The 24,972-nt window shown below is 59.8% G+C and carries 21 protein-coding genes; 10 read left to right on the top strand and 11 right to left on the bottom strand.

What is annotated here, in order from left to right:
• Positions 1-150: 150 nt before the first annotated feature.
• The 9 genes from astE to N1078_RS14355 form a co-directional block, all read right to left on the bottom strand.
• Entirely contained in the window at positions 151-1,161 is a 1,011-nt protein-coding gene (astE, locus tag N1078_RS14395) for a succinylglutamate desuccinylase (protein ID WP_274088855.1), read from the bottom strand.
• 9 nt (positions 1,162-1,170) lie between these two features.
• The gene (locus tag N1078_RS14390) at positions 1,171-1,458 is read right to left on the bottom strand and encodes a topoisomerase II (protein WP_274088854.1); all 288 of its coding nucleotides are present in this window, start codon (positions 1,456-1,458) and stop codon (positions 1,171-1,173) included.
• A gap of 78 nt (positions 1,459-1,536) precedes the next feature.
• Positions 1,537-2,904: an N-succinylarginine dihydrolase gene (gene astB / locus N1078_RS14385; RefSeq protein ID WP_274088853.1), complete on the bottom strand. Its 1,368-nt coding sequence runs from the start codon at positions 2,902-2,904 to the stop codon at positions 1,537-1,539.
• Positions 2,901-4,364, bottom strand: coding sequence for a succinylglutamate-semialdehyde dehydrogenase (astD, locus tag N1078_RS14380; protein WP_274088852.1), 1,464 nt, complete (start codon positions 4,362-4,364; stop codon positions 2,901-2,903). The genes astB and astD overlap by 4 nt, the downstream gene beginning before the upstream one ends.
• 93 nt (positions 4,365-4,457) lie before the next feature.
• Positions 4,458-5,474, bottom strand: a complete 1,017-nt coding sequence (gene astA, locus N1078_RS14375) for an arginine N-succinyltransferase (protein ID WP_274088851.1) — start codon at positions 5,472-5,474, stop codon at positions 4,458-4,460.
• An 11-nt stretch (positions 5,475-5,485) separates the two neighbouring features.
• Positions 5,486-6,514, bottom strand: a complete 1,029-nt coding sequence (aruF, locus tag N1078_RS14370; protein ID WP_274088850.1) for an arginine/ornithine succinyltransferase subunit alpha — start codon at positions 6,512-6,514, stop codon at positions 5,486-5,488.
• A 175-nt stretch (positions 6,515-6,689) separates the two neighbouring features.
• A complete protein-coding gene (locus N1078_RS14365) occupies positions 6,690-7,910 on the bottom strand; it encodes an aspartate aminotransferase family protein (RefSeq protein ID WP_274088849.1) in 1,221 nt (406 codons plus the stop codon).
• Positions 7,911-8,178: 268 nt separating this feature from the next.
• Complete coding sequence (locus N1078_RS14360; protein ID WP_274088848.1) at positions 8,179-9,381, bottom strand: patatin-like phospholipase family protein; 1,203 nt, start codon at positions 9,379-9,381, stop codon at positions 8,179-8,181.
• 110 nt (positions 9,382-9,491) lie between these two features.
• Positions 9,492-10,418 carry a lipid A biosynthesis lauroyl acyltransferase gene (locus tag N1078_RS14355; RefSeq protein ID WP_274088847.1) on the bottom strand — a complete coding sequence of 309 codons (927 nt, stop codon included), beginning with the start codon at positions 10,416-10,418 and terminating at the stop codon, positions 9,492-9,494.
• A 157-nt stretch (positions 10,419-10,575) separates the two neighbouring features.
• Here N1078_RS14355 and minC point away from each other — a divergent pair, with 157 nt between their 5' ends.
• From minC to N1078_RS14335, 4 genes are all read left to right on the top strand, one after another.
• A complete protein-coding gene (gene minC / locus N1078_RS14350) occupies positions 10,576-11,301 on the top strand; it encodes a septum site-determining protein MinC (RefSeq protein WP_274088846.1) in 726 nt (241 codons plus the stop codon).
• Positions 11,302-11,392: 91 nt separating this feature from the next.
• Positions 11,393-12,208 carry a septum site-determining protein MinD gene (gene minD, locus N1078_RS14345; protein WP_274088845.1) on the top strand — a complete coding sequence of 272 codons (816 nt, stop codon included), beginning with the start codon at positions 11,393-11,395 and terminating at the stop codon, positions 12,206-12,208.
• The gene (minE, locus tag N1078_RS14340; RefSeq protein WP_025165363.1) at positions 12,205-12,459 is read left to right on the top strand and encodes a cell division topological specificity factor MinE; all 255 of its coding nucleotides are present in this window, start codon (positions 12,205-12,207) and stop codon (positions 12,457-12,459) included. Before minD ends, minE begins: the two co-directional genes overlap by 4 nt.
• Before the next feature lie 56 nt (positions 12,460-12,515).
• Positions 12,516-13,151, top strand: coding sequence for an RluA family pseudouridine synthase (locus N1078_RS14335; protein ID WP_274088844.1), 636 nt, complete (start codon positions 12,516-12,518; stop codon positions 13,149-13,151).
• Positions 13,152-13,240: 89 nt separating this feature from the next.
• Here N1078_RS14335 and N1078_RS14330 read toward each other — a convergent pair whose 3' ends face one another.
• Entirely contained in the window at positions 13,241-14,842 is a 1,602-nt protein-coding gene (locus N1078_RS14330) for an ATP-binding protein (protein WP_274088843.1), read from the bottom strand.
• Between the two features lie 19 nt (positions 14,843-14,861).
• Complete coding sequence (locus N1078_RS14325; protein ID WP_274088842.1) at positions 14,862-15,584, bottom strand: response regulator; 723 nt, start codon at positions 15,582-15,584, stop codon at positions 14,862-14,864.
• A 784-nt stretch (positions 15,585-16,368) separates the two neighbouring features.
• On the opposite strand from N1078_RS14325, the gene N1078_RS14320 reads away from it, so the two are divergent.
• The 6 genes from N1078_RS14320 (at position 16,369) to tnpC (ending at position 24,928) form a co-directional block, all read left to right on the top strand.
• Complete coding sequence (locus tag N1078_RS14320; protein WP_274088841.1) at positions 16,369-19,278, top strand: ribonucleoside-diphosphate reductase subunit alpha; 2,910 nt, start codon at positions 16,369-16,371, stop codon at positions 19,276-19,278.
• A 381-nt stretch (positions 19,279-19,659) separates the two neighbouring features.
• Positions 19,660-20,910 carry a ribonucleotide-diphosphate reductase subunit beta gene (locus N1078_RS14315; RefSeq protein WP_274088840.1) on the top strand — a complete coding sequence of 417 codons (1,251 nt, stop codon included), beginning with the start codon at positions 19,660-19,662 and terminating at the stop codon, positions 20,908-20,910.
• A 115-nt stretch (positions 20,911-21,025) separates the two neighbouring features.
• Positions 21,026-22,312 carry a hypothetical protein gene (locus N1078_RS14310; protein ID WP_274088839.1) on the top strand — a complete coding sequence of 429 codons (1,287 nt, stop codon included), beginning with the start codon at positions 21,026-21,028 and terminating at the stop codon, positions 22,310-22,312.
• 501 nt (positions 22,313-22,813) lie between these two features.
• The gene (gene tnpB / locus N1078_RS19545; RefSeq protein ID WP_337993326.1) at positions 22,814-22,918 is read left to right on the top strand and encodes an IS66 family insertion sequence element accessory protein TnpB; all 105 of its coding nucleotides are present in this window, start codon (positions 22,814-22,816) and stop codon (positions 22,916-22,918) included.
• 77 nt (positions 22,919-22,995) lie between these two features.
• A complete protein-coding gene (tnpB, locus tag N1078_RS14305; RefSeq protein ID WP_003460146.1) occupies positions 22,996-23,355 on the top strand; it encodes an IS66 family insertion sequence element accessory protein TnpB in 360 nt (119 codons plus the stop codon).
• A gap of 19 nt (positions 23,356-23,374) precedes the next feature.
• Positions 23,375-24,928 (top strand): IS66 family transposase, encoded by a 1,554-nt coding sequence (tnpC, locus tag N1078_RS14300; protein WP_274088838.1) that lies wholly within the window; start codon positions 23,375-23,377, stop codon positions 24,926-24,928.
• Positions 24,929-24,972: the final 44 nt, after the last annotated feature.

Genomic DNA, 24,972 nt, shown 5'->3' with positions numbered 1-24,972 from the left:
CGATGCTAAGGCCCAGCGATGGCGACATACAAGGCACAGATCAGGCGAGAACGCGCAGGACAGATTGCGCCACAAAATCGCTACACGATCTCGCGAGCTAGAGTCTGCTTTTAACGCAGCAGGGCCGACGTGCAGCAGATCGTAACTGGCTCAGGCCAGCTGCACGTCTTCGGCGGGAACAATCAAGATGCCGGCCCGCAGGCCGTTTTTGACTTTGGGATTGGGAAAGATAATCCGCGTACCCGGCTCATCGATCACCCAGCGGGTATCACTGAGGTCTTCCGCCAGCAGGTAGCCAACGGGCAATTCGCTGAAATTCTCTATATCTGCCGGCAGGTGCAGCTGAAACGCATCGCTGTGCTTGATCACTTCGCGGGCCACGGCAAATAGCTTTAGCTCGCCCAGATCATCCGAAGCGCCTTCCAGCTCACGCCCTTCAATCAGCGCCTGCAGGTGCAGCTCAAGCAGATCCAGGTTGACCAGCGCGTTCTGCCCAAACGGCCGCGCCTTGCCCAGCTCCAGCGTGAACGCTTCCGCCCCGAGCTGGGTGTAGGTGTAGGCACTGAAGGTAACCGAGCTTTTGTTGTGCAGCAGCACGGCCTCAATCCCGGCGACACTTAAACGCGCCAGCTCACGCCGACTGCGCGGGCGACCTTCCTGGAAGGGATAAAGAGCAAACTGTTCAACCTTCGACGCACGAATAGCGGTGTGCAGGTCGTAATGCAGGCGGGTGCGCTCGGGCTTACTGAAAAATGCTGCCGCCAGATGCTCCAGCTCACAGGCGCGCAGCGCCTCGGGCCCGCTGTGTTGGTCGTGGCGCCCGTTGAATAGGCGGTTAATGTCCTGCTCGACATACCGCTCGCCGCGACGCATCGCGGCAGGGTTACCCAGCAGAAAGAGAATGCGTGCGCACGGCTGCAGCTGATTACGCGCAATGGCTTGCAGCAGGCGGTCGAGTAATTCGATGGGGGCTGTTTCATTGCCATGGATACCCGCCGACAGCAGCAGGTCCTGGCCGTTGTCGCGGGCCGCAGGCGGGGTGATTTCCACCGCACCTTCGGCCAGCCAACGCACACGCGTACCCTCGGGAGTCAGCTGAATTTTTGCTGCCGGCTCATGGCCGGCCAGGGTCAGTTCAAGCAATTTCCCAAGAGCAAGCATAGTGGTTCCTCAGTCGTGGGTGCAGTCTGGGCCGTGCACGTGCTCGTCGTCATCGCCCGGCTCAGCAGCTTCCATTTCCAGCTCCAGGCTGACCAGATTGGTGGCCAATGGACGCAGCAGCAGGTTGGCGTATTCGGCAGCACCCTCCTCAACGTCGACACCGATCATCAACTGGTTGTTACCAACCTGCTGGAACCAGATTTCCTGGCCCTGCCAGATCACGGCAAAGCGTGTGCAGGAGGTTTCCAGCTGGGTGCCGTCAGTGTCTTCGAGGATCAGTTGCAGGGCATCGCTCATAAAATCTCCACAGTTTTGGATGTAGGGTGGATGTCGTTTTTTCACATCCACCGGCGGATCGATAAAGCGCGACCCAGCCTAGTTAGCTAATTGAAAAGGATAAACCGCGCCCAGTTTAAGGATCTGCGTCAGTTCATCCAAGGCCGTACGGCATTCACTCAACAATTGTGGATCAGCCAAATCGTTTTCGCTCAGGCGATCGCGGTAGTGCTTGTCGACCCAAGCATTGAGGGTGTCGTACAGCGTCGGGGTCATGATCACGCCCTGATTGACCGCCGCCAGCTCGTCTTCCTTGAGCGCGACACGCAGGCGCAGGCAGGCGGGGCCACCGCCGTTCTGCATGCTTTGTTTGAGGTCAAACACCTGTACTTCACGGATCGGCCCGTTGCCGCTGGTCAGCTGCTGCAGGTAGTTCCAGACATTGCTGTTGTTGCGGCACTCTTCCGGCACGATCAGCAGCATGCCGCCGTCGGCGCGGCTGAGCAGCTGACTGTTAAACAGGTAGGATTTAACCGCGTCTTCAACCGCCACTGCATCACGCGGCACGCACACCGCCTGCAGGTTGCCGCCACGACGAGCGAGCTTGTCGCCCAGTTCGGCCAGCACCTTATCCGTGTCGAGGAAGGCGTCTTGGTGATAGAACAGCACCTCACCGTTACCCACGGCGATCACGTCATTGTGGAACACCCCTTGATCGATCACCGCCGGGGTTTGCTGAGCGTAAACCACACCGTCATCACTGAGGCCGTGCAGGCGCGCCACGGCTTGCGAAGCCTCCAGGGTTTGCCGCGCCGGGTAGCGCTGCGGCGCCGGGAAGCGGCTGTCAAAAGCACTGCGGCCGAATACAAAGAACTCCACACCCGCATCGCCATAGCCTTTGCAGAACCGCGTGTGATTTGCCGCACCTTCATCGCCGAACTGAGCAACGGCGGGCAGCGCGGCGTGGTGGGCGAAGTGCTGCTGATTGGCGAACATGGCGCCCAGCACACGGCTGGTGGTTGGGTGTTCGATGGAGCGGTGGAATTTGCAGTTGAGGTTGGCGGCGGTGAAATGCACGCGACCATCCGCAGTATCAGCACTCGGGCTGACGGTGCAGGCATTGGCCGTCCACATACTGGAAGCCGAGCAGCTGGCGACCAGCAGCGGCATGGCCTCTTTCGCAGCCTTTTGGATCACCTGCGCGTCAGTGCCGGCAAACCCCAAGCTGCGCAGCACCGCGACATTCGGCCGTTCCTGCGGGGCCAGTACGCCCTGCTTGAAGCCCATCTCCATCAAGGCCTTCATCTTGGCCAGGCCTTGCTTGGCGGCCTCTTTCGGGTTCGACCCTACCTGGCTGTTGCTCTGCGAGGCCACGTTGCCGTAGGACAGGCCGCCATAGTTATGGGTCGGCCCGACCAAACCGTCAAAATTGACTTCATAGGCGTTAGTGCTGGCGACTGGGCTCATAGACTGACTCCCGGAGTCAGGGTGGCCGGCAGGCTGAGGTTGTCGGCTTCCAGCGACGCCACCGGGTAAGCGCAATAATCAGCCGCGTAATAGGCGCTGGCGCGGTGGTTACCGGACGCCCCCACGCCGCCAAACGGCGCGGTGCTGGCAGCACCAGTCAGCTGCTTGTTCCAGTTAACGATACCCGCGCGGCTATGCAGCCAGAACTGCTCATAACGCGCCTTGGAGTCAGACAGCAGCCCAGCAGCCAACCCGTATTGGGTGTTGTTGGCCTCAACAATCGCGGCAGCAAAATCGGTGTAGCGAATCACCTGCAGCAGCGGGCCGAAGAACTCCTCATCCGCCCGCTCGGCCAGGTCCGTTACGTCAATAATGCCGGGCGTGAGCAAAGCCGCGCCCTGCAACGGCTGAGACATTTTCAGCAGCGGCTTGGCGCCCTGGGCCAGCAGGTGTTGCTGGGCCTTGAGCAAGTGCTGAGCCGCATCGAGAGAAATCACCGAACCCATAAACGGCGCTGGCTGAGCGTCGAAACTACCGACTTTGATACTCGCCGCTACTTCCACCAGGCGTTCCAGCAAGCTGTCACCCCACGCGCCTTGCGGCACCAGCAGGCGCCGCGCGCAGGTGCAGCGCTGGCCAGCGGAAATAAACGCCGACTGGATGATGGTGTACACGGCGGCATTGATATCGCTGACCTGCTCGACCACCAGCGGGTTGTTGCCGCCCATTTCCAGTGCGAGAATTTTGTCCGGACGACCGGAGAACTGCTTGTGCAGCAGGTTGCCCGTGCGGCTGGAACCGGTGAAAAACAACCCGTCGATACCCGCATGGGCCGCCAGCGCCACACCTGTCTCGCGCGCACCTTGCACCAGGTTGAGCACGCCCGCCGGCAAGCCGGCCTCAATCCAGCACTTAACCGTTAACTCGGCGACTTTCGGCGTCAATTCGCTGGGCTTGAACACCACACAGTTGCCTGCCAGCAGCGCCGGCACAATGTGGCCGTTGGGCAGGTGACCGGGGAAGTTGTACGGGCCAAACACGGCAACCACACCATGCGGCTTGTGCCGCAATACTGCTGTGGCATCGCCCAATGGGCCGCTCTTCTCACCGGTACGCTCGCGGTAACTTTGCACCGAGATGGCGACCTTATTGGCCATGCTGGTGACTTCGGTGGCGGTTTCCCACAGCGGCTTGCCGGTTTCCTCACCAATGCAGTAGCCCAGCGCGTCAGCCTGCTGCTTGAGGGTGGCGGCAAACTGCTCAAGCACGGCAATGCGTTCATCCAGCGAGCGCGAGGCCCAAGCGGGGAATGCCGCACGGGCAGCCTGCACGGCAGCATCAACCTGCGCAGCACTGGCGGCCTGGCCGTGCCAGATGGCTTCCTGGCTGACCGGATTGAGCGATTCCAGGGCTTCACCCTGACCTGCGTGCCAGGCACCGGCAATGTAATGAGTGCTCATCTTGTTTTATCACTCCCAGCAAGGTGTAGACCCGGCTAGCCGCCGAATCAGCAATTTAGACACAGCCTTAGCGCACGCAGTGGCGCATAGCCTTTAACCGCGAGCGGAGACCGCTACCGCGCGCACTTGATCGCCTGCCGACAGCTGCAGGCGCTTGGCCGTTTGTGCATCGACCACCAGCGTGCCGGCAGCCAGACGCGCCGGGGCGACGGTAATCCGACAGTCTTCGCGCTTGCGGTTATGAATCAGGTAGTGGGTAACGTCATCGCCTGGCGTACCGATGGCCAGCACCAGCACTTCGCTGTCCTGTACCGCGCGGATCTTCGCGGTTTGCGCCTCGATGGCCGGGCCCGCGTCGAAGATGTCGACATAGCCCTGATAACTGAAACCTTCGGCCTTGAGCATGGCCAGCGCCGGCTCGGTGTCCGGGTGGACACGGCCGATGGTGTTGCGCGCATCCTCGGAAAGGAAGCAGGTGTAGAGCGGGAACTTGGGCATCAGCTCGGCGATAAAGGCCTTGTTGCCGACACCGGTAAGGTAATCCGCCTGGCTGAATTCCATTCTAAAAAAGTGCCGACCCAGGCACTCCCAAAACGGCGAACGGCCCTGTTCATCGGACATGCCGCGCATCTCGGCGATCACCTTGTCGCCGAACAGCTCACGGAATTCGGCGATAAACAGAAAGCGCGCCTTCGACAACAACCGACCGTTAAGCCCGCTGCGCTGGTCGCTGCGCAAGAACAGCGAGCACAGCTCGGAATTGCCGGTCAGGTCGTTGGCCAAGAACAGGGTGGGAATCTGCCGATGGATATTCAGCTCCTGCGAAGCGCTGACGGTCAAACCAACCCGGTAGTTGTACCAGGGCTCACGCAGGCCGACGGCACCGGCGACAGCGGAAATACCGACCACCTCGCCATTGTCGTCTTCGAGCACAAACAGGTAGTCGGCATCGCCGCGGGCGGCCTCACCGCGGAAGGCTTTTTCAGCCCAACCAACGCGGTGCGCCAAGCGCTCCTCATTGGCGGGCAAGGTAGTCAAACCAGCGCCGGTACTGCGTGCCAGTTGAAACAGAGCCGGCAGATCGGTGCTGCGAACGGGACGAACGATCATGCGCTAACTCCTTAAACCGCAACCAGGCGAACACTGACGCCCTCGCCGACGCCCAGGGCTTCGGCGGCCGCAACACTCAGGGTGACCGGCTTACCCGGGACCCAATCCAGCTCCGCGACAATCGCGCGAAAATCCTGCAACTGACCATTACTGACCAAGTACGGCCGCCCGCCTTTGCTCGGCTCGGCTTTCTCAGCCGCCAGGCGCACCGGCACTACGCGGCTCTGAGCAATCGAACGAATCCCCGAGGTGCGCGCATGCACGGTCGGGCCGCCATCGAAAATGTCGATGTAGTGGTCGGTCTCGAAGCCTTCGCGCATAAGGATGTCAAAGCTGACCTGCGCCCGCGGATGCACCTGGCCCATAGCTTCTTGAGCTTCGTCCGGCAGCAGCGGCACGTAGATGGGGTAATGCGGCATTAATTCAGCGAGGAAGGTGCGGCTTTTCAGGCCACACAGGCGCTCGGCTTCGGTGTAGTTCATGTCGAAGAAGTTACGCCCCACCGCATCCCAGAACGGCGAGTCGCCGGCCTCATCGCTGTAACCGACGATCTCTACCACTACGGCATCGGCAAAGCGCTCCGGATGGTTGGCCAGGAACAACAAACGCGCCCGCGAGTTGAGGTCGGACCAGACGGTGTTCACCAGCGGTTGCTCGACGTAGAAGCTGGTCAGCAGGCTGTTGCCGGTCAAGTCGTGGCACAGTGAGAGCACGTGGATCTTGTTATGGATCTTCAGCTCGCGGGAGTTGTGCACGAAGGTTTCGTTACGGAAGCTGTAGAACGGCTCCGAGTAACCGGCCGAGGCGACGATGCCGGAGCAGCCGACCAGGCGTCCGCTGTCGCTGTCTTCGAGAACGAAGAAGTAGCTCTCTTCACCGTTGAAGCTGACTTCGGCGGCAAACGAGGCTTCCGAGGCGGCAATCTTTTCACGCAGACGGTCACTGTCGTCGGGCAGTGAAGTCACACCAACCGGGCTGTCCGCGGCGAGACGCTGCACTTCAGTGAGGTCGGCCATTTGCGCGGGGCGCATCACCAGCATGGTGTCACTCCTTTGGATAAAAGCTCCAAGCGGCTCTCACGAGCGACCCAGAGAAAACCGCAAGCCAAGGCCGCGGCACACACAGAGACGGGCTTCCTTGCTGTTTAGCTCAACCCGTCCTGGGTTGAGCGGGCACAACCTGAGCCTCCGTTATTACGGCGGCTCAGGCCGGCAATCAGGCCTGAGTCAGCTTGGCCACGGCACGTTCTAAACGTGCCAGACCTTCATCAATATCGGCGTCTTCCACCACCAGGCTTGGGGCAAAGCGCACCACGTCCGGGCTGGCCTGCAGCACCATCACACCTTCCACCGCTGCGGCGTCGAGAATCGCCTTGGCCTTGCCTTTCCAGGCATCGGACAGCACCGCACCGATCAGCAAGCCTAGGCCGCGCACTTCGCTGAACACGCCGTACTGCTGGCCAATCTGCTCCAGCTTGGTTTTGAAACGCTGATGTTTGGCTTTGACACCCTCCAGCACTTCAGGGGTGTTGATGGTGTCGATCACCGCCTCGCCCACCGCACAGGCCAGCGGGTTGCCGCCGTAGGTGGTGCCGTGGGTGCCGACCGCCAAGTGCTTGGCCAGCTCAGTAGTGGTGAGCATCGCGCCGATCGGGAAACCACCGCCCAGGCTCTTGGCGCTGGAGAGAATGTCCGGGGTCACGCCGTAGTGCATATAGGCGAACAACTCGCCGCTGCGACCCATGCCGCTCTGCACTTCGTCGAACACCAGCAATGCGTTGTGCTTGTCGCACAGCTCACGGGCCGCTTGCAGGTAAGCCAGGTCAGCCGGCAGCACGCCGCCTTCACCTTGAATCGGCTCCAGCACCACGGCGCAGGTCTTGTCCGATACCGCGGCCTTGAGTGCCTCGATATCGTTATAAGGAATGTGGCTGATGCCCTGTATCTTTGGGCCAAAACCATCGGAATACTTCGGCTGACCACCGACGCTGACGGTAAACAGGGTACGACCGTGGAAGCTGTTGGTCGCGGCGATGATTTCGTGCTTGTCCTCGCCGAACTTATCGAAGGCCACGCGACGGGCCAGCTTGAACGCAGCCTCGTTGGCTTCGGCGCCGGAGTTACAGAAGAACACGCGGTCGGCGAAGGTGGCGTCAATCAGTTTCTTGGCCAGGCGCAGCGCCGGCTCATTGGTGAACACGTTGGACACATGCCAAAGTTTGCCGGCCTGCTCGGTCAACGCGTTAACCAGCACCGGATGGGCGTGGCCGAGTACGTTGACGGCGATGCCACCGGCAAAGTCGATCAGCTCACGACCGCTCTGATCCCATACACGCGAACCGGCGCCGCGGACTGGAATAAAAGCTGCGGGTGCGTAGTTGGGCACCATCACCTGGTCGAAATCGGCGCGCTGCACCGGGTCGTGCTGAACAGACATCTAAGCTCTCCTAACGAGGAACACCTGCATTGACTAGCAGGCGACGTGACGGATTGTAGGGACTGATCCAGAGCCGGCATTGCCGCCATGCGACAACTTCTTATAGCGCCGACCCGAGGAAAACCACTGCTTTCGCAAATGCGACAGAAAGCATCGGGAAGGCGCAGTTTAAATGCAGCCCGCCACCCTTGGCGCGGTTTTATCCGCGCCACGCTAAAGGATTTTGATGACAGGCCATCCCTGGCGGCCATTCAAGACGCCGTCCTATTTAGGCAGGCTCAGCGACACCGGCCGGCACGGGCGGACTGTCGAGGCTAAGAAACTCGATCAGGCGGGCTTTCTGGGCCATGGCGTCCTGATAGCCCAGCTCGATCAGTTCGTTGCAGTAACCCGGCTCAAATAGCAGGTAACTCAGCACCCCCGCACCACTGGCCTTGGTCGCCCCTGGCCCACGTAGAAACAGGCGCAGCGCCTTGGGCAGCTCATGCCGATGACGGGCGGCGATCAGGTCCAGCGGCTGGCTGGGGGAAATCACCAACACGTCCACCGGTTTAAGCCCCAAGCCACGCGGGTGGAGCTCGGCGGGAATCAAACGGCCCATTTGGTTGAGCCGTTCAAGCATCTCGATGTCGCTTTCCAGGTTATCGATAAAGGTGCTGTTGAGCATATGCCCACTGATTTGCGCCAAGCTGGGCTGGCGGCTTTCCTTGGGGCGGAGCACCGGCACCTGAGCCTGCAGTCCTACCGGGTTGTCGCTGACCCCTACCACCAACACCCGGCTGGCGCCCAAGTGCAAGGCGGGGCTGATCGGTGCGGACTGGCGCACCGCACCGTCGCCAAAGTATTCGCGGTTGATCTTTACCGGCGGAAAAATCAACGGAATCGCCGCACTCGCCAGCAGGTGTTCAAGCGCAAGACGGGTAGGCGCACCGACCCGACGATGGCGAAACCACGGATCGATGGTGGCGCGCCCCTGATAAAAGGTCACGGCCTGACCGCTCTCATAACCAAACGCGGTGACGGCCACCGCGCGCAGCTGACGGTGGCGTACGGCGGCGGAAATACCACTGAAATCCAGCTCACGCGCCAGCAGCTTGGCCAGCGGCGAACTGTCGAGCAAGGCCACCGGCACCGGGCCGCCCAACCCCAGCAGGCTGTGACCGACAAAGCGGCTGGCCTGGCGCAACACACCCGGCCAATCGCTGCGATACACCTGATGGGTGTGAAAGCCCTGCCAAACACTCGTCAGCCGGCGCACCGCTTCAGTGAAGTGCAAGGCACCACAGGCCAGCCCCACCGCATTAATCGCCCCCGCAGAGGTGCCGACTATTACCGGGAAAGGGTTGTGCGCAGCATTAGGCAAGAGGTCAGCGATGGCAGCCAGCACACCGATTTGATAGGCCGCCCGTGCACCACCGCCGGAGAGAATCAGCCCGGTGACTGGCTGATCGGTTGAAGCCGTGTGCGGCATTGGCGAGTTCCCATTGTTTTTCGCCAGTATAGGAGCCCGTCAGGCGCGCACGGAACCCGCAAACACCAAGAAAGCCGACTTAAGCGCTGAGCCCGCTAAAGGGGATCGGCTTAGCGCTTCTTTTTATACAGCTTCGGCTCGCCCTCGGGGCGGGTCTTGAAACGCCGATGCGCCCACAGGTACTGCTCAGGGCAAGCACTGATGGCTTGCTCGATCCACTGATTAACCCGCAGGCAATCGGCTTCTTCGCTGCCACTGGGAAAGTCTGCCAGCGGCGGATGAATCACTAAGCGGTAACCCTGACCATCAGGCAAGCGCTGCTGGGTAAAGGGGATAACCTTGGCCCGCCCCATGCGCGCAAATTTGCTGGTGGCCGTGACGGTAGCCGCCGGCACCCCAAACAACGGCACAAACACGCTGCGCTGCGCGCCGTAATCCTGATCGGGCGCATACCACACCACCCCGCCGGCGCGCAGCAGCTTGAGCATGCCGCGCACATCGTCACGGCCAATCACCCCGAGCAAACGCTGCTCGCGGCCACGGCGCTGGACATAGTCGAACAGTGGATTTTTGTGCGGGCGGTACATGCCGTACATATCCTGGGCCAGGCCGAGCAGGCCACCGCCCATTTCCAGGGTGGTGAAATGCAGCGCCATGAGAATTACCCCCTGCCCATCGGCCTCGGCCTGACGCAGGTGCTCCAGCCCCTCAATCGTCCCCAGGCGACGCAAACGCTCAGCCGGCCACCACCAGGCAATGGCCATCTCAAAAAAGGTAATCCCGGTGGAGGCGAAGTTTTCCTTTAATAACGCCTTGCGCTCGACAGCGGACATCTGCGGAAAACACAGCTCCAGGTTACGTGCAGCGATCTTGCGCCGCGCGCTGGCCAGGCGGTACATCAGCGCCCCCAGGCAGCGCCCCAACCACAGCAGCACCTTATAAGGCAGCTGCGCGACCAACCACAGCAAGCCCAGCCCCAGCCATAACAGCCAGAAACGCGGATGCAGGAAATAAGCACGGAAAACAGGGCGATCCATAAAGCAGGTCCGAGGCACGCAATAAAGCGCGGCATTCTATCAGGACTTTCCCTGAGCCTTGGTTTCGCCGCACGCAACTTGCGAGCGCGCGGCGTTCTCGTTATAAGACCGGCTTACTTTCCCCCAGTTTCTAAACAAGGGCCGTATCAGGCAGACCATGAGCCAAGCTGATCTTCTCGAGCAAGACCCCGTATTCCAGCTAAAAGGCAGCATGCTGGCCATCACCGTCATGGAACTGGCACACAACGATCTCACTCGCCTCGACCTGCAACTCAGCGAAAAAGTCGCCCAGGCGCCGGCTTTTTTCAGCAACACCCCGCTGATCCTGGCCCTCGACAAGCTGCCGGAAAGCGAAGGCTCCCTCGACCTGACTGAGCTGATGGCCGTTTGCCGCAAGCACGGCCTGCGCACCCTGGCGGTCCGCGCCAACCGCGAAGCCGACATCAACGCCGCGCAAGCGCTGGACCTGCCCGTACTGCCGCCGTCCGGTGCGCGCGAGCGACCGATTGAACTGGCACCTGCAAAACCGGAAAAACCGGCTGAGCCGGAGTTCAAACCGAGCAAAATCATCACCAGCCCAGTGCGCGGCGGCCAACAAATTTATGCCCAGGGCGGCGACCTGATCGTTTTAGCCCCCGTCAGCGCCGGCGCGGAACTTCTCGCCGATGGCAACATCCATGTTTACGCCCCCATGCGCGGCCGTGCATTGGCCGGCATCAAGGGCAACCTCAAGGCGCGGATTTTCTGCCAGCAAATGGGCGCAGAACTGCTCTCCATTGCGGGCCACTATAAAGTTGCCGAAGACTTGCGCCGCGACCCGCTCTGGGGCCAGGCCGTGCATGTCTGCCTGTCGGGTGACGTGTTGAACATCACACGCCTTTAACGGATACTGCGGCCACTTTCAAACAGGGCAGCCGGAAGCCTGAAATGGGCCATGGAACCTGCGTTATCTCTACATTTTAGGGTGAATCACCTTGGCCAAGATCCTCGTTGTTACGTCCGGCAAAGGTGGCGTTGGTAAAACCACCACCAGCGCTGCCATCGGTACCGGCCTCGCCCTGCGCGGGCACAAGACTGTCATCGTCGACTTCGACGTCGGCCTGCGTAACCTTGACCTGATCATGGGTTGCGAGCGCCGCGTGGTGTATGACTTCGTCAACGTGGTCAACGGCGAAGCCACCCTGTCGCAGGCGCTGATCAAAGACAAGCGCCTGGAAAACCTCTACGTGCTGGCCGCCAGCCAGACCCGCGACAAAGACGCGCTGACCGAAGAAGGCGTTGAAAAAGTCCTCGAAGAACTGCGCCAGAACTTCGAATACGTGGTTTGCGACTCGCCAGCCGGCATCGAAAAAGGCGCGCACCTGGCCATGTACTTCGCCGATGAGGCGATTGTCGTGACCAACCCAGAAGTGTCCTCGGTACGTGACTCCGACCGCATGCTGGGCCTGCTGGCGAGCAAATCGCGCCGCGCCGAGAAGGGCGAAGAGCCGATCAAGGAACACCTGCTGCTGACCCGCTACAACCCTGAGCGCGTGATCAAAGGCGAAATGCTCGGTGTTGAAGACGTTGAAGAAATCCTCGCCATCCGCCTGCTCGGCGTGATCCCTGAGTCGCAAGCCGTACTCAAGGCCTCGAACCAGGGCGTACCGGTGATTCTCGACGACCAGAGTGATGCAGGCCAAGCCTACAGCGACGCGGTTGACCGCCTGCTGGGCAAGGAAGTGGCGCATCGGTTCCTCGATGTGCAGAAGAAGGGATTCATGCAACGCCTGTTTGGAGGTCGTGAATGAACATTTTTGACTTCTTTCGTGAACGCAAAAAAGAAACCACAGCGTCCATCGCGAAAGAGCGCCTACAAATCATCGTCGCCCACGAGCGCGGCCAGCGCAGCCAGCCGGACTACCTGCCGGCCCTGCAGCAAGAGTTGGTCGAGGTGATCCGCAAGTACGTCAACATCGACTCGGATCAAGTCCAGGTCGCACTGGAAAACCAAGGCAGCTGTTCCATTCTGGAACTCAACATCACCCTGCCCGATCGTTGATTGTCTAACACCCCGAAACGGCGGCCCTGGCCGCCGTTTCTATTTGTGGAATGCCCATGCCGCTGTCAAATGTCGTAATTCTCCACCAGGACGCCGCCCTGCTGGTGATCAACAAGCCCACCCTGCTGCTCTCGGTGCCCGGCCGCGCGGAAGATAACCGCGATTGCCTGGTTACCCGTCTGCAGGAGAACGGTTACCCGGAAGCGCGCATCGTCCATCGCCTGGACTGGGAAACCTCAGGAATCATCGTCCTGGCACGTGACGCCGACAGCCACCGCGAACTGTCGCGCCAGTTCCACGACCGCGAAACCGAAAAAGCCTACACCGCACTGTGCTGGGGCCAACCCGAGCTGGACAGCGGCAGCATTGACCTGCCGCTGCGCTACGACCCACCGACCAAGCCACGCCACGTTGTCGACCATGAGCTGGGCAAACATGCGCTGACCTACTGGAAAGTGCTGGAGCGCCACGCCGAGCATTGCCGCGTCGAGCTGACGCCGATCACCGGCCGCTCGCATCAACTGCGCGTACACATGCTCTCCATCGGCCACCCGCTACTCGGTGACGGCTTGTACGCGCACGAACAAGCCCTGGCCGCCTATCCGCGCCTGTGCCTGCACGCCAGCATGCTCAGCCTGACCCACCCGCAAACGGGCGAGCGGATGCGTTTCGAGTGCCCAGCACCGTTCTGATCAGCTGCTTATTCGCGGCGTAGCCGGGATGAAACCCGGGACATTGGTGACAGATTGAAGGGCGCTCCCGGCTTGCATCCGGGCTACGATCACGCCTGCTTACGCGGCCAGATCAGGGTAAAGCACGCACCACCCAGCCCTGTACTGCGACTGATCTGTGCACGGCCTTCGTGCCAGTAGATGATCCGCCGCACGATCGACAAGCCCAAGCCATGCCCACCCGAGGCGCGGGTGCGGCTGTCGTCCAGACGCAGGAAAGGGGTAAAAATGTGCTCCCAAGCCTCTTCCGGCACACCGGGGCCGTCATCCTCGACATCCACCCGGCAACGCTGCGAACCGATCTGGTAACTCACCCGCACGCGCGACTCAGCATGGCGCATGGCGTTGCTCACCAGGTTCTGCAAGGCACGGTGCAGGTAGCGCAGCTCGGCCTCAACACAGGCACCGCCACCATCCAAGGCGTCGCGTGAGGGGCCGCGCTCAACCCGTACACTGGCGCGCAGCGGGGCCAGTTCGGTGATCACCTGATCGATCAGCTCATTCAGGTCGACCTGCTGGAAGTTCAGCGCCGGCGCGCCCTGCTCCAGGCGCGCGTAGGTGAGCATCTCGTCAACCAGCTTGTCGAGGTCTTGGATATCGTTGTCCATGCCCTCCATGTATTTGCGCCGCGCCGCGTCGGTTTCCGCATCGCCGATCATTTCCAGGCCGAAGCGCAACCGCGCCACCGGCGTGCGCAGCTCATGCGATACCGCGCGGACCAGCTCCCGCTGAATACCCAAAGAACGCTGCAAGTGCTCGGCCATGGCGTTAAAGGCCGCCGCCAAGCGCCCGACCGAGTCGGTACCGCTGGTCGGCACACGGGCATCCAGACGACCACTGGCAATCAAGGTCGCGGCGGCCTCCACATCCCGTAAGCGCTGCTCCAGCGGCCGTACCAACAGGTAAACCATCAGGCCGATCAGGCTCAGGCTCAGCGCACCAATCAGTACCAGCCACTGCGCCGGATAAGGGTCCATCTGGTACAGCGGGCCGATTTCCAGCACCCAGGGTGTGTCGACGATGCCGGAGAACACATAAATGCTGTCACCGCCCCGGCCCAAGGCCATCACCGTATCGCCCTCGTCCACGCGGCGGCGCTGGTCGGGGTCGAGGTCGGCCTGATCGAGGCGCACCAGGCGCAAGTCGAAGCCAAAGCGTTTATCACGTTTGAGCGCGGCCAGCCGGCTTGGCTGCTCATCCCAGGGGTAGCGCACCAGCTCATCAATCAGCAAAAAGCTGGTGGCGCGCGCCAACTGCTCGCTGACCTGCTGCACATCGGCAACCAGCAGCAACGGCAGCTCACCCAACTGGCTGTAAATACGCGCTTCGTGCGGGCCGGTTTGCTGCACCAGCACCAAGCCACGGCGCAGGTTGTTGCGCGCACTGCTATCTAGGCCAGCCTCAGCCAGCGCGGTGACTTGCATGGGGACACCAAGCAAACGCCCCCATACCGCGACAGCACGGCGCCGCTCCACCTCCACCATGGGCGTGAGGTTATCGGCCATCAGGCGGAAAGTGCCCTGAGCCAGACGTTCGCGGTATTGATCCACGCGCACGTCGTTGAGCAGCTGCAGCGCGCCGACACCCAGCAATGCCACCAGCACCAGCACGGCCAGCATGCCGCCATAGATGCGCAGGAAGATCGAATTCACGAGCGGATCACCGCGCCACTCATGCCATGGCCTCGGCCGCTTCGGCGACAAACAGGTAGCCCTTGCTGCGCACCGTCTTGATCAGGCGCGGGTGCATCGGGTCATCACCGATCTTCGGCCGAATACGGGAGATGCGCACATCGATGGAGCGGTCCTGGCCGTCGTACTCGATGCCGCGCAGGGCATTGAAGATTTCCTCGCGCGAGAGAATCCGCCCGGCGTTAGAGGTCAGCAGCCACAACAAATCGAATTCCGCACTGGTCAGCTCAATCCCCTGCTCGCCCAGCCAGGCTTCACGCATGGCGCTGTCGATCACCAGCGGACCAAACTGCAAGCGCCGGCGCTCACTCGGCACCTGCACCTCACTGCTTTCATGGCGGCGCAGCAGCGCCCGGATACGCGCCAGCAGCACACGCGGGCGCACCGGCTTATATACATAGTCGTCCGCGCCCATCTCCAGGCCGAGCACTTGGTCCATGTCATCGGTACGCGCGGTGAGCATCAGGATCGGCCCCTCGTATTGCCCGCGCACCTTGCGGCAGATCGACAAGCCGTCTTCGCCCGGCAGCATCAGGTCGAGAATCACCAAGTCCGGCTGCTCCTGCAAAATGCGCGCGGCCGCCTTGGCGCCGTCCATTTCGATGGCCACATTAAGGCCATTGCCCTCCAGGTACTCACGGGTCAACTCGGCCAGGCGCTGGTCGTCTTCAACAATAAGGATGTGCCACGACTGCTGCTCCACAACTAACTCCCTAGCACTGCTCACCTGGCCAAAACGGCGCCGGCATTGTAGCAACGCGGCCTACACCGCGCTGCCCTTACAAGCACCTTAACGAGCGGCAACGTGGCGCTAAAAAAACCGCCAACCCAGCCCCTGGCAATAGGCCAGCCATGCCGGCAAAAAGACTACATATTGTGTTTATCTGATTGACTAAAAAACCGCCTTAAGGGTGGCTAAAAAAGCACAAGCCATGACGACGAACGGTATATAGGGGGCAACCCCAGCAACTACGCGGCCTTGCGAAAGTTACCCCAAAGTAACCCACAGCTTTATCCACAGGCGGCGCAAATTTATCAACTTGCCTTCACACCTACACCGCACTATCTTGTATCCCCAGCGCGACAAACACCTACATATTGGGTTTTAGCACACAGAATCACACAAGCACATTTGCCCCAAAGCAGTCCATACAACGGACTGAAAAAGTGCAAAAAATAGCTTAGATGGGCGTTTGAGCATCACCGATCCAGATCAGGCCACTGACCCGCCAGAAGAGCGTGGACGCCTTGATCAGAACAGGCCGTATACCCGACGTGCCACAACATCTAGTGGTACAGGTCGAATGCCTGTACAAGACTTGAAGAGCCAGGAAGGCGCTTAGTCGTACCTTACCTGCCCAGATTGCAAGTCCCGAACGAACGGCCTAGCGCTGTTCGTGCGGCGTTGTTGAAATGGAATGAACGATGGTACGGCGCACTGATCAACTGTTCGGCGCCCCTCTAAAACCAGAAGAACGGAGACTTTCATGCACACCGACACCTCCCGCGAGAACTCGCAGGCCGACGCGCCGCAGGCCACCGCTGACAACCAGAACCTGAGCGCCACCGCGCCAGGCCAACTGCGCGTGATCAAGCGTAACGGCACCGTGGTGCCTTACACCGATGACAAAATCACCGTTGCCATCACCAAGGCCTTTCTCGCTGTTGAAGGCGGCACCGCTGCCGCCTCGTCGCGTATCCATGAAACGGTTGAGCGCCTGACCGAGCAAGTCACCGCCACCTTCAAACGCCGCATGCCGTCCGGCGGCACTATCCATATCGAAGAAATCCAGGACCAGGTCGAACTGGCCCTAATGCGTTCCGGTGAGCAGAAAGTCGCCCGCGACTACGTGATCTACCGCGAACTGCGCAGCCAAGAGCGTAAGCGCGAGAGCGTTGAAACTCCGGCTCAGCCGCACCCAAGCATCCGCGTCACCCACCTCGACGGCAGCGTTGCGCCGCTGGACATGGGCCGCCTGGACACCATCATCCGCGAAGCCTGCGAAGGCTTGGCTGAAGTCGATGGCGCACTGATCCAGAAAGAAACCCTGAAGAACCTCTACGACGGCGTCGCGCAGAGCGATGTCAGCACCGCTCTGGTGATGACTGCCCGCACCCTGGTTGAGCGTGAGCCGAACTACAGCTACGTCACCGCCCGCCTGCTGATGGACAACATTCGCGCCGAAGCGCTGAACTACCTCGGCGTCGCGGCCAGCGCTACCCATCACGAAATGGCTACTTTCTACGCCCAAGCGCTGCCGGCCTACATCACCAAAGGCATTGAGCTGGAATTGCTCAACCCCGTGCTAGGCACCTTTGACCTGGAAAAACTCGGCCAGGCGATCAACCACGAGCGCGATCAGCAGTTCACCTACCTGGGCCTGCAGACCCTCTACGACCGCTACTTCATCCACAAAGATGGCGTACGCATCGAGCTGCCACAGGTATTCTTCATGCGCGTGGCCATGGGCCTGGCGATTGAAGAGAAGCAGAAAGAAGAACGCGCCATCGAGTTCTACAACCTGCTGTCCTCGTTCGACTACATGTCGTCCACGCCGACCCTGTTCAACGCCGGCACCCTGCGTCCGCAGCTGAGCTCGTGCTACCTGACCACCGTACCGGATGACCTGTCGGGCATTTATCACGCCATCCACGACAACGCCATGCTCTCCAAGTTTGCCGGCGGTCTGGGTAACGACTGGACACCAGTGCGTTCGCTGGGCGCCTACATCAAGGGCACCAACGGCAAATCCCAGGGTGTTGTGCCCTTCCTTAAAGTGGTCAACGACACCGCAGTTGCAGTTAACCAGGGCGGCAAGCGCAAGGGCGCGGTCTGCGCCTACCTGGAAACCTGGCACATGGACATCGAAGAGTTCATCGAGCTGCGCAAGAACACCGGTGACGACCGTCGCCGCACCCACGACATGAACACCGCCAACTGGATCCCAGACCTGTTCATGAAGCGCGTCTTCGACGACGGCCCATGGACTCTGTTCAGCCCGTCCGAAGTGCCAGACCTGCACGACCTCACCGGTAAAGCCTTCGAAGAGCGCTACGAGTACTACGAAGCCCTGACCCAGTACGGCGGCAAGATCAAGCTGTTCAAGACCATCCAAGCCAAAGACCTGTGGCGCAAGATGCTCTCCATGCTGTTTGAAACTGGCCACCCATGGCTGACCTTCAAAGACCCATGCAACCTGCGCAGCCCGCAGCAGCACGTCGGCGTGGTGCACAGCTCGAACCTGTGCACCGAGATCACCTTGAACACCAACAAGGATGAGATCGCCGTGTGCAACCTCGGCTCGATCAACCTGCCGAACCACATCGTCGACGGCAAGCTGGACACCGCCAAGCTGGAAAAAACCGTCAACACCGCTGTACGCATGCTCGATAACGTGATCGACATCAACTACTACAGCGTGCCGCAGGCGCGTAACTCCAACTTCAAGCACCGTCCAGTCGGTTTGGGCATCATGGGCTTCCAGGACGCTCTGTACCTGCAGCACATCCCATACGGTTCCGACGCGGCTGTTGAGTTCGCTGACAAGTCGATGGAAGCGGTCAGCTACTACGCCATCCAGGCCTCCTGTGACCTGGCCGACGAGCGCGGCAGCTACGAAACCTTCCAGGGTTCGCTGTGGAGCAAAGGCATTCTGCCGCTCGACTCGCAGCAGATCCTTATCGAGCAGCGCGGCCAGAAGTACATCGACGTTGACCTGAACGAAACCCTCGACTGGGCGCCAGTGCGTGCCCGTGTGCAGAAAGGTATTCGTAACTCCAACATCATGGCCATCGCACCGACCGCGACCATCGCCAACATCACCGGCGTATCGCAGTCGATCGAACCGACCTACCAGAACCTCTACGTGAAATCGAACCTCTCGGGCGAATTCACCGTGATCAACCCGTACCTGGTTCGCGACCTCAAAGCCCGCGGCCTGTGGGACTCGGTCATGATCAACGACCTCAAGTACTACGACGGTTCCGTGCAGCAGATCGAGCGCATCCCGCAAGAGCTGAAAGACCTCTACGCCACCGCGTTTGAAGTCGACACCAAGTGGATCGTCGACGCCGCCAGCCGTCGCCAGAAGTGGATCGACCAGGCGCAGTCGCTGAACCTCTACATCGCCGGCGCTTCGGGCAAGAAGCTCGACGTGACCTACCGCATGGCTTGGTACCGTGGCCTGAAAACCACCTACTACCTCCGTGCCCTGGCCGCGACCAGCACCGAGAAGTCCACCATCAGCACCGGCAAGCTGAATGCCGTGTCCAATGGTGGCAACGATGGCCTCAGCGCCGCACCGGCCAAAGCCCCGGAAGTAGAAATGAGCGCCGGTCCAGCGCCCGTACCAAAGGCCTGTGCCATTGACGAACCAGACTGCGAAGCGTGCCAATAGTGTTCGGCAGCGCGCGGAGCTGAGCGGCATTCGCGGCGTTACCTGCCGGAGCGGCCCCCATCACGTACAGGCGTACGCTCAGGGGCTCCACTCCAGCAGGTGCCTTGCGACTACTCGCTCAGCTTCACGCTCGAACGTCGGGCAAAAAGCAAAAGCGTTAAAGCAACACTCGGGAGAGGGCCAAGCAACACTGCCCCCCCCCCCACTCATTACTAGCCACCGCCCTCACCGGCGTGGGCCTCGGGGCAACGGCCAGTCATTAGAGCCACCCCGACCAGCGGCACCCGTTTTACCCTTGCGCGCTGTACGCAACGGAACACAATTAATCTGTATATCCACACAGGTCGGTTATTTCACCGGCCCGCAAGCAGGAGCCAAGCCATGCTGAGCTGGGATGAATTTGACAAGGACGACGACGCCGACGTCGCCGTAGCCAACAAAGCCTCTGTCCAAACGGCAGACATGAGCATCGACAAACTCGACCAGGTCGGCGGTGCTGCTGCAGTTGAAGCCCGCGCCGTAGCCAGCGACGACAGCGCCGCTGTCGCCCGCGCCAAAGCCTCGCTTGACCAACTCGATATCGCCGAAGGCCTGGCCGAGCTGGAAGGCACCGCCGCGCGCGTAGCCGTCGACGAAAAACGCATGATCAACTGCCGCGCAGACCTCAACCAGCTCGTACCCTTCAAGTACGACTGGGCCTGGCAGAAGTATCTGGATGGTTGCGCCAACCACTGGATGCCGCAGGAAGTAAACATGAACGCGGACATCGCGTTGTGGAAAACTCCGGACGGCCTGACCGACGACGAGCGCCGCATCGTCATGCGCAACCTCGGCTTCTTCTCCACCGCCGACAGCCTGGTTGCCAACAACCTGGCCCTGGCCGTGTACCGCCTGATCACCAACCCGGAGTGCCGCCAGTACATCCTGCGCCAGACCTTCGAAGAGGCGATCCACACCCACGCCTACCAGTACTGCATCGAATCGCTGGGCATGGATGAAGGCGCGATCTTCAACATGTACCACGAGATTCCATCGGTCGCGAAGAAAGCCAGCTGGGGCCTCAAGTACACCCGTTCGATCTCCGACCCGACCTTCAACACCGGCACCGTTGAGACCGACAAAGAACTGCTGCGCAACCTGATCGCCTACTACTGCGTACTGGAAGGCATCTTCTTCTATTGCGGCTTCACCCAGATCCTCTCCATGGGTCGCCGCAACAAGATGACCGGCGTCGCCGAGCAGTTCCAATACATCCTGCGTGACGAGTCCATGCACTTGAACTTCGGCATCGACGTGATCAACCAGATCAAGATCGAAAACCCGCACCTGTGGGATGCCCAGCTCAAAGACGAAGCCACCCAGATGATCCTGCAGGGCACTCAGCTGGAAATCGAATACGCACGCGACACCATGCCGCGCGGCGTACTGGGCATGAACGCCGCGATGATGGAGGACTACCTCAAGTTCATCGCTAACCGTCGCCTGACCCAGATTGGTTTGAAGGAAGAGTACCCAGGTACGACTAACCCGTTCCCATGGATGAGCGAAATCATGGACTTGAAGAAAGAGAAGAACTTCTTCGAGACGCGGGTTATTGAGTATCAGACAGGTGGGGCGTTGAGCTGGGATTGATTCCGGCTTACTCACTGAAGAGTTAAGAGCGCTTTACCTAAAATGGATGTTTGGGGTGGCGAGTTAAATTAAAAGCCCCGCCTAGTGCGGGGTTTTTATATTAAAGGGAACGCTAATGCACGAATCACTCGAAAACCTTTGCTCTGAACTACATGACCTTGCAGAACTCGTAGAAAAATCATGGACGGACGACAGAACCCTCACAGAGGTCTATGGCTGGAATTGCCCATCAATTACAAGGCATGACCTTGCATTTATCCCAACATCTATTGCCAAAAAAATTGAGGACGCCTCACCAGCTGAAATAGAGGAAGCCCTAGAAGAGACGATAGATGAAATACCAAACAAAATTTTAATGCTTAAAACGCATACCGTACCCCAACTATTCAGCGGAAACTGTACGCAAGCAGTTCCAGCCTATATGGCAACGCTCTCCTGGATAGAACAAGCTATCTCTTCTATTATTTCTTGGAAAGAGCTTGACGACAACAAACTACTGCCACCAAATATCTCAAAGCGCCTAAGAACAATTAAAGCCCAACTAGACCAATTAACACCTGACAAAGACGAACTGACCAAGCAAATAACACTTATCAAAGAAGCAACTGAAGCAGCCGAATCATTACCAACAGACTTACAAGAATTAATCGAAGCAAGAAAGAAAATTGAAAAACTCTCTGACGAATCAATAAAACTACATGGTGCAATAGAAAAAAGTAGCTTACAGACCGAGAAGCACCAGAAAGAAATATTGCTAAGGAAAGATGAGGCAGAAAAACTCGTTTCACAATGCGAAGAAGCATATCGCATTACAACGACAAAAGGCCTTGCCGCAGGCTTTGACCAAAAAGCATCAAGCCTCAGTAACTCCATGTGGGTATGGGTTGGCGGCTTGGTGATATCGCTAATCACAGGTGCAATTTTAGGGACTATCCGAATATCCAGTCTTACCTCAGCTCTTGAAGCACCAAGTTCAAGAATGGAAATAGTCGTAATACAAGCAATACTTTCATTTCTGAGCATTGGGGCACCCCTTTGGTTTGCATGGGTATCCACAAAGCAAATTGGTCAAAGATTTAAACTAGCTGAAGACTATGCATTCAAAGCATCAGTAGCAAAAGCATATGAAGGTTACAGGCGAGAAGCAGCACGAATTGACCCTTCTTTTGAAGCAAGACTATTTAGCTCAGCCCTAACAAGACTTGAAGAAGCACCTCTTAGATTTGTCGACGATGAAAACCACGGAAGCCCTTGGCAAGAATTAATAAGCTCAAAACAATTTCAATCCGCAATGGATATCGTCCCAGAACTTAAAGATAAATTCATCAACATAACGAAAACCAGTCTTGAATCACTAACACAGGACAGGCGCACATCAAACAAACCGACTCCAGAGGATTAATTAAAAGATCTAAAACTTCGTAGCCTGAAAGGGACAGACTTATTTTCTCCGTCACCCTCCTCTTCCGGTTTCGACCTTACGACGAGTCACTTGGTTCGCTGCGCTCACCCTTCGGGCCAGCCTGCGGCTGTTACTGCGCTTCGCTCCGTATCTCTTTGCCCGCGCAGAAAGTAACCAAAGAGAAAGCGCGCCCGGCATCCGGGTTTCGCTGCGCTCAACTTCCCTCGCTCCGGCGCTGTTCCGAGGGTCGGCGTGACGGGCCATCCATGGCCCGGCACGCCTCGTTTGGCATCCATGCCAAACGCCCCTCTCCACAACACCTCCACTCGGCCTCCTGACGGGATTCGGGGATCGCGTTGTTTGGGCGATTTGTGGACGGCAGAGCAACAGCAAAAGCATCGCGGGCAAGCCCGCTCCTACGTAAGCGCTCCATAAACCCCACCTGCCCATAGCCCGCATATCATTGGATGCTGAGCTCCCGTTTTAACTGGAGTTCATCCCATGATGCGTCCCGATGCCAAGGTGCAGAAGGTCTACCTCTACCCAAAGCCCGTCGACTTCCGCAAATCCATCAACGGCCTGGCCGCCCTGGTCGAACTGGAGTAAGCGCTCCATAAACCCCACCTGCCCATAGCCCGCATATCATTGGATGCTGAGCTCCCGTTTTAACTGGAGTTCATCCCATGATGCGTCCCGATGCCAAGGTGCAGAAGGTCTACCTCTACCCAAAGCCCGTCGACTTCCGCAAATCCATCAACGGCCTGGCCGCCCTGGTCGAACTGGACATCAAGGTAGAAGTGTTCAACCCGGTGCTGTTCGTGTTCCTCAATCGAACCCGTAGTCAGGTCAAGATCCTCTACTGGGAGCGCAATGGCTTCTGTCTGTGGCTCAAGCGACTGGAAGCCGAGCGTTTCAAGACCAAACCCGATGCGGGTGACGAAGCCATCGAACTGACGGTCGACGAACTGAACTGGCTACTTGATGGCATCGATCTGTGGCGCAACCGTCCGCACCAGATACTGACGCCGCGCTTCGTGACCTGAGCCGGTATAATCCACGGCCATGATCGCCGTGCCCGAATCCCTTCCTGACGACCCAATCCTGCTCAAGCATTTACTGCTGCTGGCCAGTGAACAGGCGGCGGCGAAAGATGCTCGCATAGAACAACTTCAAGAACAGGTCGCCCTGCTGCGCCACAAACTGTTCTCGCCCAAGTCCGAGCGCAGCCCTGAAGATGCCGACTCGCCGCAGTTGGCCATGTTCAACGAGGCCGAAGAGCTGATCGAAGCGCCGGCCGCCGCGCCAGCAGAAGCCGAAGCCGAAGAAGTCGTTGCGCCGGTCAAACGTCGTGGCAAACGCAAGCCGCTGCCGGCCAATCTGCCGCGCGTGGAAGTCGTCCATGAACTGCCCGAACACGAACTGACCTGCGCCTGCGGTGCCTGCAAGCAGGTGATCGGCGAGGAAACCAGCGAGCAGCTGGAGATCATCCCGATGCAGGTGCGGGTCATCCGCCACATCCGCAAGACCTACGCCTGCAAGGTCTGCGAAGCCGCGCCGGTCACCGCCGACAAGCCGGCACAACTTATCGAAAAGAGCCAGGCCAGTCCCAGCGTGCTGGCGATGCTGCTGACCACCAAGTACGCCGACGGTATTCCGCTATACCGCTTCGAGAAGATGCTCAGCCGCCACGGCGTCGATATTCCGCGCCAGACCCTGGCGCGTTGGGTGATCCAGTCCGGCGAGCAACTGCAACCGCTGCTCAATCTGATGCGCGACAAGTTGCTGGAGCACCCGGTGTTGCACTGCGACGAAACCCGCCTGCAGGTGCTGCACGAGCCGGGACGCGATCCCACCGCGCAGTCCTGGATGTGGGTGCAAAGCGGTGGCCCGCCAGACAAGCCGGTGATCCTTTTCGACTACAGCACCAGCCGCGCGCAGGATGTGCCCTTGCGCCTGCTTGACGGCTACCGTGGCTACCTGATGACCGACGACTACGCCGGCTACAACGCCGTGGCCGCGCAAGACGGCATCAAGCGCCTAGCTTGCTGGGCGCACGCACGACGCAAGTTCGTCGAGGCGCAAAAAGTGCAGCCCAAGGGCAAGACCGGCCGTGCCGACATGGCGCTGAACCTGATCAACAAGCTCTACGGCATCGAGCGCGACCTGAAAGAGGCCGACGACAGCGAGCGCCTGGCCGGCCGTCAGCAGCGCAGCCAGCCGCTGCTCGATCAGCTCAAAGCCTGGCTGGACAAGACCCAGCCGCAGGTCGCCGGGCAGACGGCCCTGGGCAAGGCGGTGAACTACCTGACCAGCAACTGGAGCAGGCTGGTGCGCTACGTCGAAGGCGGACATCTGCCGATCGATAACAACCGCGCGGAGAACGCCATCCGCCCGTTCGTCATCGGCCGCAAGAACTGGCTGTTCAGCGACACGCCCAAGGGCGCTATGGCCAGCGCGCAGATCTATAGCCTGATCGAAACCGCCAAGGCCAATGGCCAGGAGCCTTACGCCTGGCTGCGCCACATCCTCGAACACCTGCCAGCGGCGAGCAGCGTTGAGGATTACGAAGCGCTGCTGCCGTGGAACTGCTCGCCGGCTTCTGCTCCAGCCACCTGAAACAAGCCATCGTCCTGGCGGACGGGGTTTATGGAGCGCTTACG

Source organism: Pseudomonas sp. MIL19 (assembly GCF_028680365.1).
In the GTDB taxonomy this organism is placed as follows: Bacteria; Pseudomonadota; Gammaproteobacteria; order Pseudomonadales; family Pseudomonadaceae; genus Aquipseudomonas; species Aquipseudomonas spirodelae.
Note: the sequence above shows the minus strand (reverse complement) of the source record. Positions and strands in the feature narration are given on the sequence as shown.

What these genes read in the sequence shown, in the direction of transcription:
- minE (WP_025165363.1), top strand. Translation starts at nt 12,205, where the DNA reads ATGAACATTTTTGACTTCTTTCGTGAACGCAAAAAAGAAACCACAGCG.
- N1078_RS14360 (WP_274088848.1), bottom strand. Translation starts at nt 9,381, where the DNA reads ATGCCGCACACGGCTTCAACCGATCAGCCAGTCACCGGGCTGATTCTC.
- astD (WP_274088852.1), bottom strand. Translation starts at nt 4,364, where the DNA reads ATGAGCACTCATTACATTGCCGGTGCCTGGCACGCAGGTCAGGGTGAA.
- tnpB (WP_337993326.1), top strand. Translation starts at nt 22,814, where the DNA reads ATGATGCGTCCCGATGCCAAGGTGCAGAAGGTCTACCTCTACCCAAAG.
- astE (WP_274088855.1), bottom strand. Translation starts at nt 1,161, where the DNA reads ATGCTTGCTCTTGGGAAATTGCTTGAACTGACCCTGGCCGGCCATGAG.
- N1078_RS14315 (WP_274088840.1), top strand. Translation starts at nt 19,660, where the DNA reads ATGCTGAGCTGGGATGAATTTGACAAGGACGACGACGCCGACGTCGCC.
- aruF (WP_274088850.1), bottom strand. Translation starts at nt 6,514, where the DNA reads ATGCTGGTGATGCGCCCCGCGCAAATGGCCGACCTCACTGAAGTGCAG.
- tnpC (WP_274088838.1), top strand. Translation starts at nt 23,375, where the DNA reads ATGATCGCCGTGCCCGAATCCCTTCCTGACGACCCAATCCTGCTCAAG.
- N1078_RS14365 (WP_274088849.1), bottom strand. Translation starts at nt 7,910, where the DNA reads ATGTCTGTTCAGCACGACCCGGTGCAGCGCGCCGATTTCGACCAGGTG.
- N1078_RS14390 (WP_274088854.1), bottom strand. Translation starts at nt 1,458, where the DNA reads ATGAGCGATGCCCTGCAACTGATCCTCGAAGACACTGACGGCACCCAG.
- N1078_RS14335 (WP_274088844.1), top strand. Translation starts at nt 12,516, where the DNA reads ATGCCGCTGTCAAATGTCGTAATTCTCCACCAGGACGCCGCCCTGCTG.
- N1078_RS14310 (WP_274088839.1), top strand. Translation starts at nt 21,026, where the DNA reads ATGCACGAATCACTCGAAAACCTTTGCTCTGAACTACATGACCTTGCA.
- N1078_RS14320 (WP_274088841.1), top strand. Translation starts at nt 16,369, where the DNA reads ATGCACACCGACACCTCCCGCGAGAACTCGCAGGCCGACGCGCCGCAG.
- tnpB (WP_003460146.1), top strand. Translation starts at nt 22,996, where the DNA reads ATGATGCGTCCCGATGCCAAGGTGCAGAAGGTCTACCTCTACCCAAAG.
- minC (WP_274088846.1), top strand. Translation starts at nt 10,576, where the DNA reads ATGAGCCAAGCTGATCTTCTCGAGCAAGACCCCGTATTCCAGCTAAAA.
- N1078_RS14355 (WP_274088847.1), bottom strand. Translation starts at nt 10,418, where the DNA reads ATGGATCGCCCTGTTTTCCGTGCTTATTTCCTGCATCCGCGTTTCTGG.
- astB (WP_274088853.1), bottom strand. Translation starts at nt 2,904, where the DNA reads ATGAGCCCAGTCGCCAGCACTAACGCCTATGAAGTCAATTTTGACGGT.
- astA (WP_274088851.1), bottom strand. Translation starts at nt 5,474, where the DNA reads ATGATCGTTCGTCCCGTTCGCAGCACCGATCTGCCGGCTCTGTTTCAA.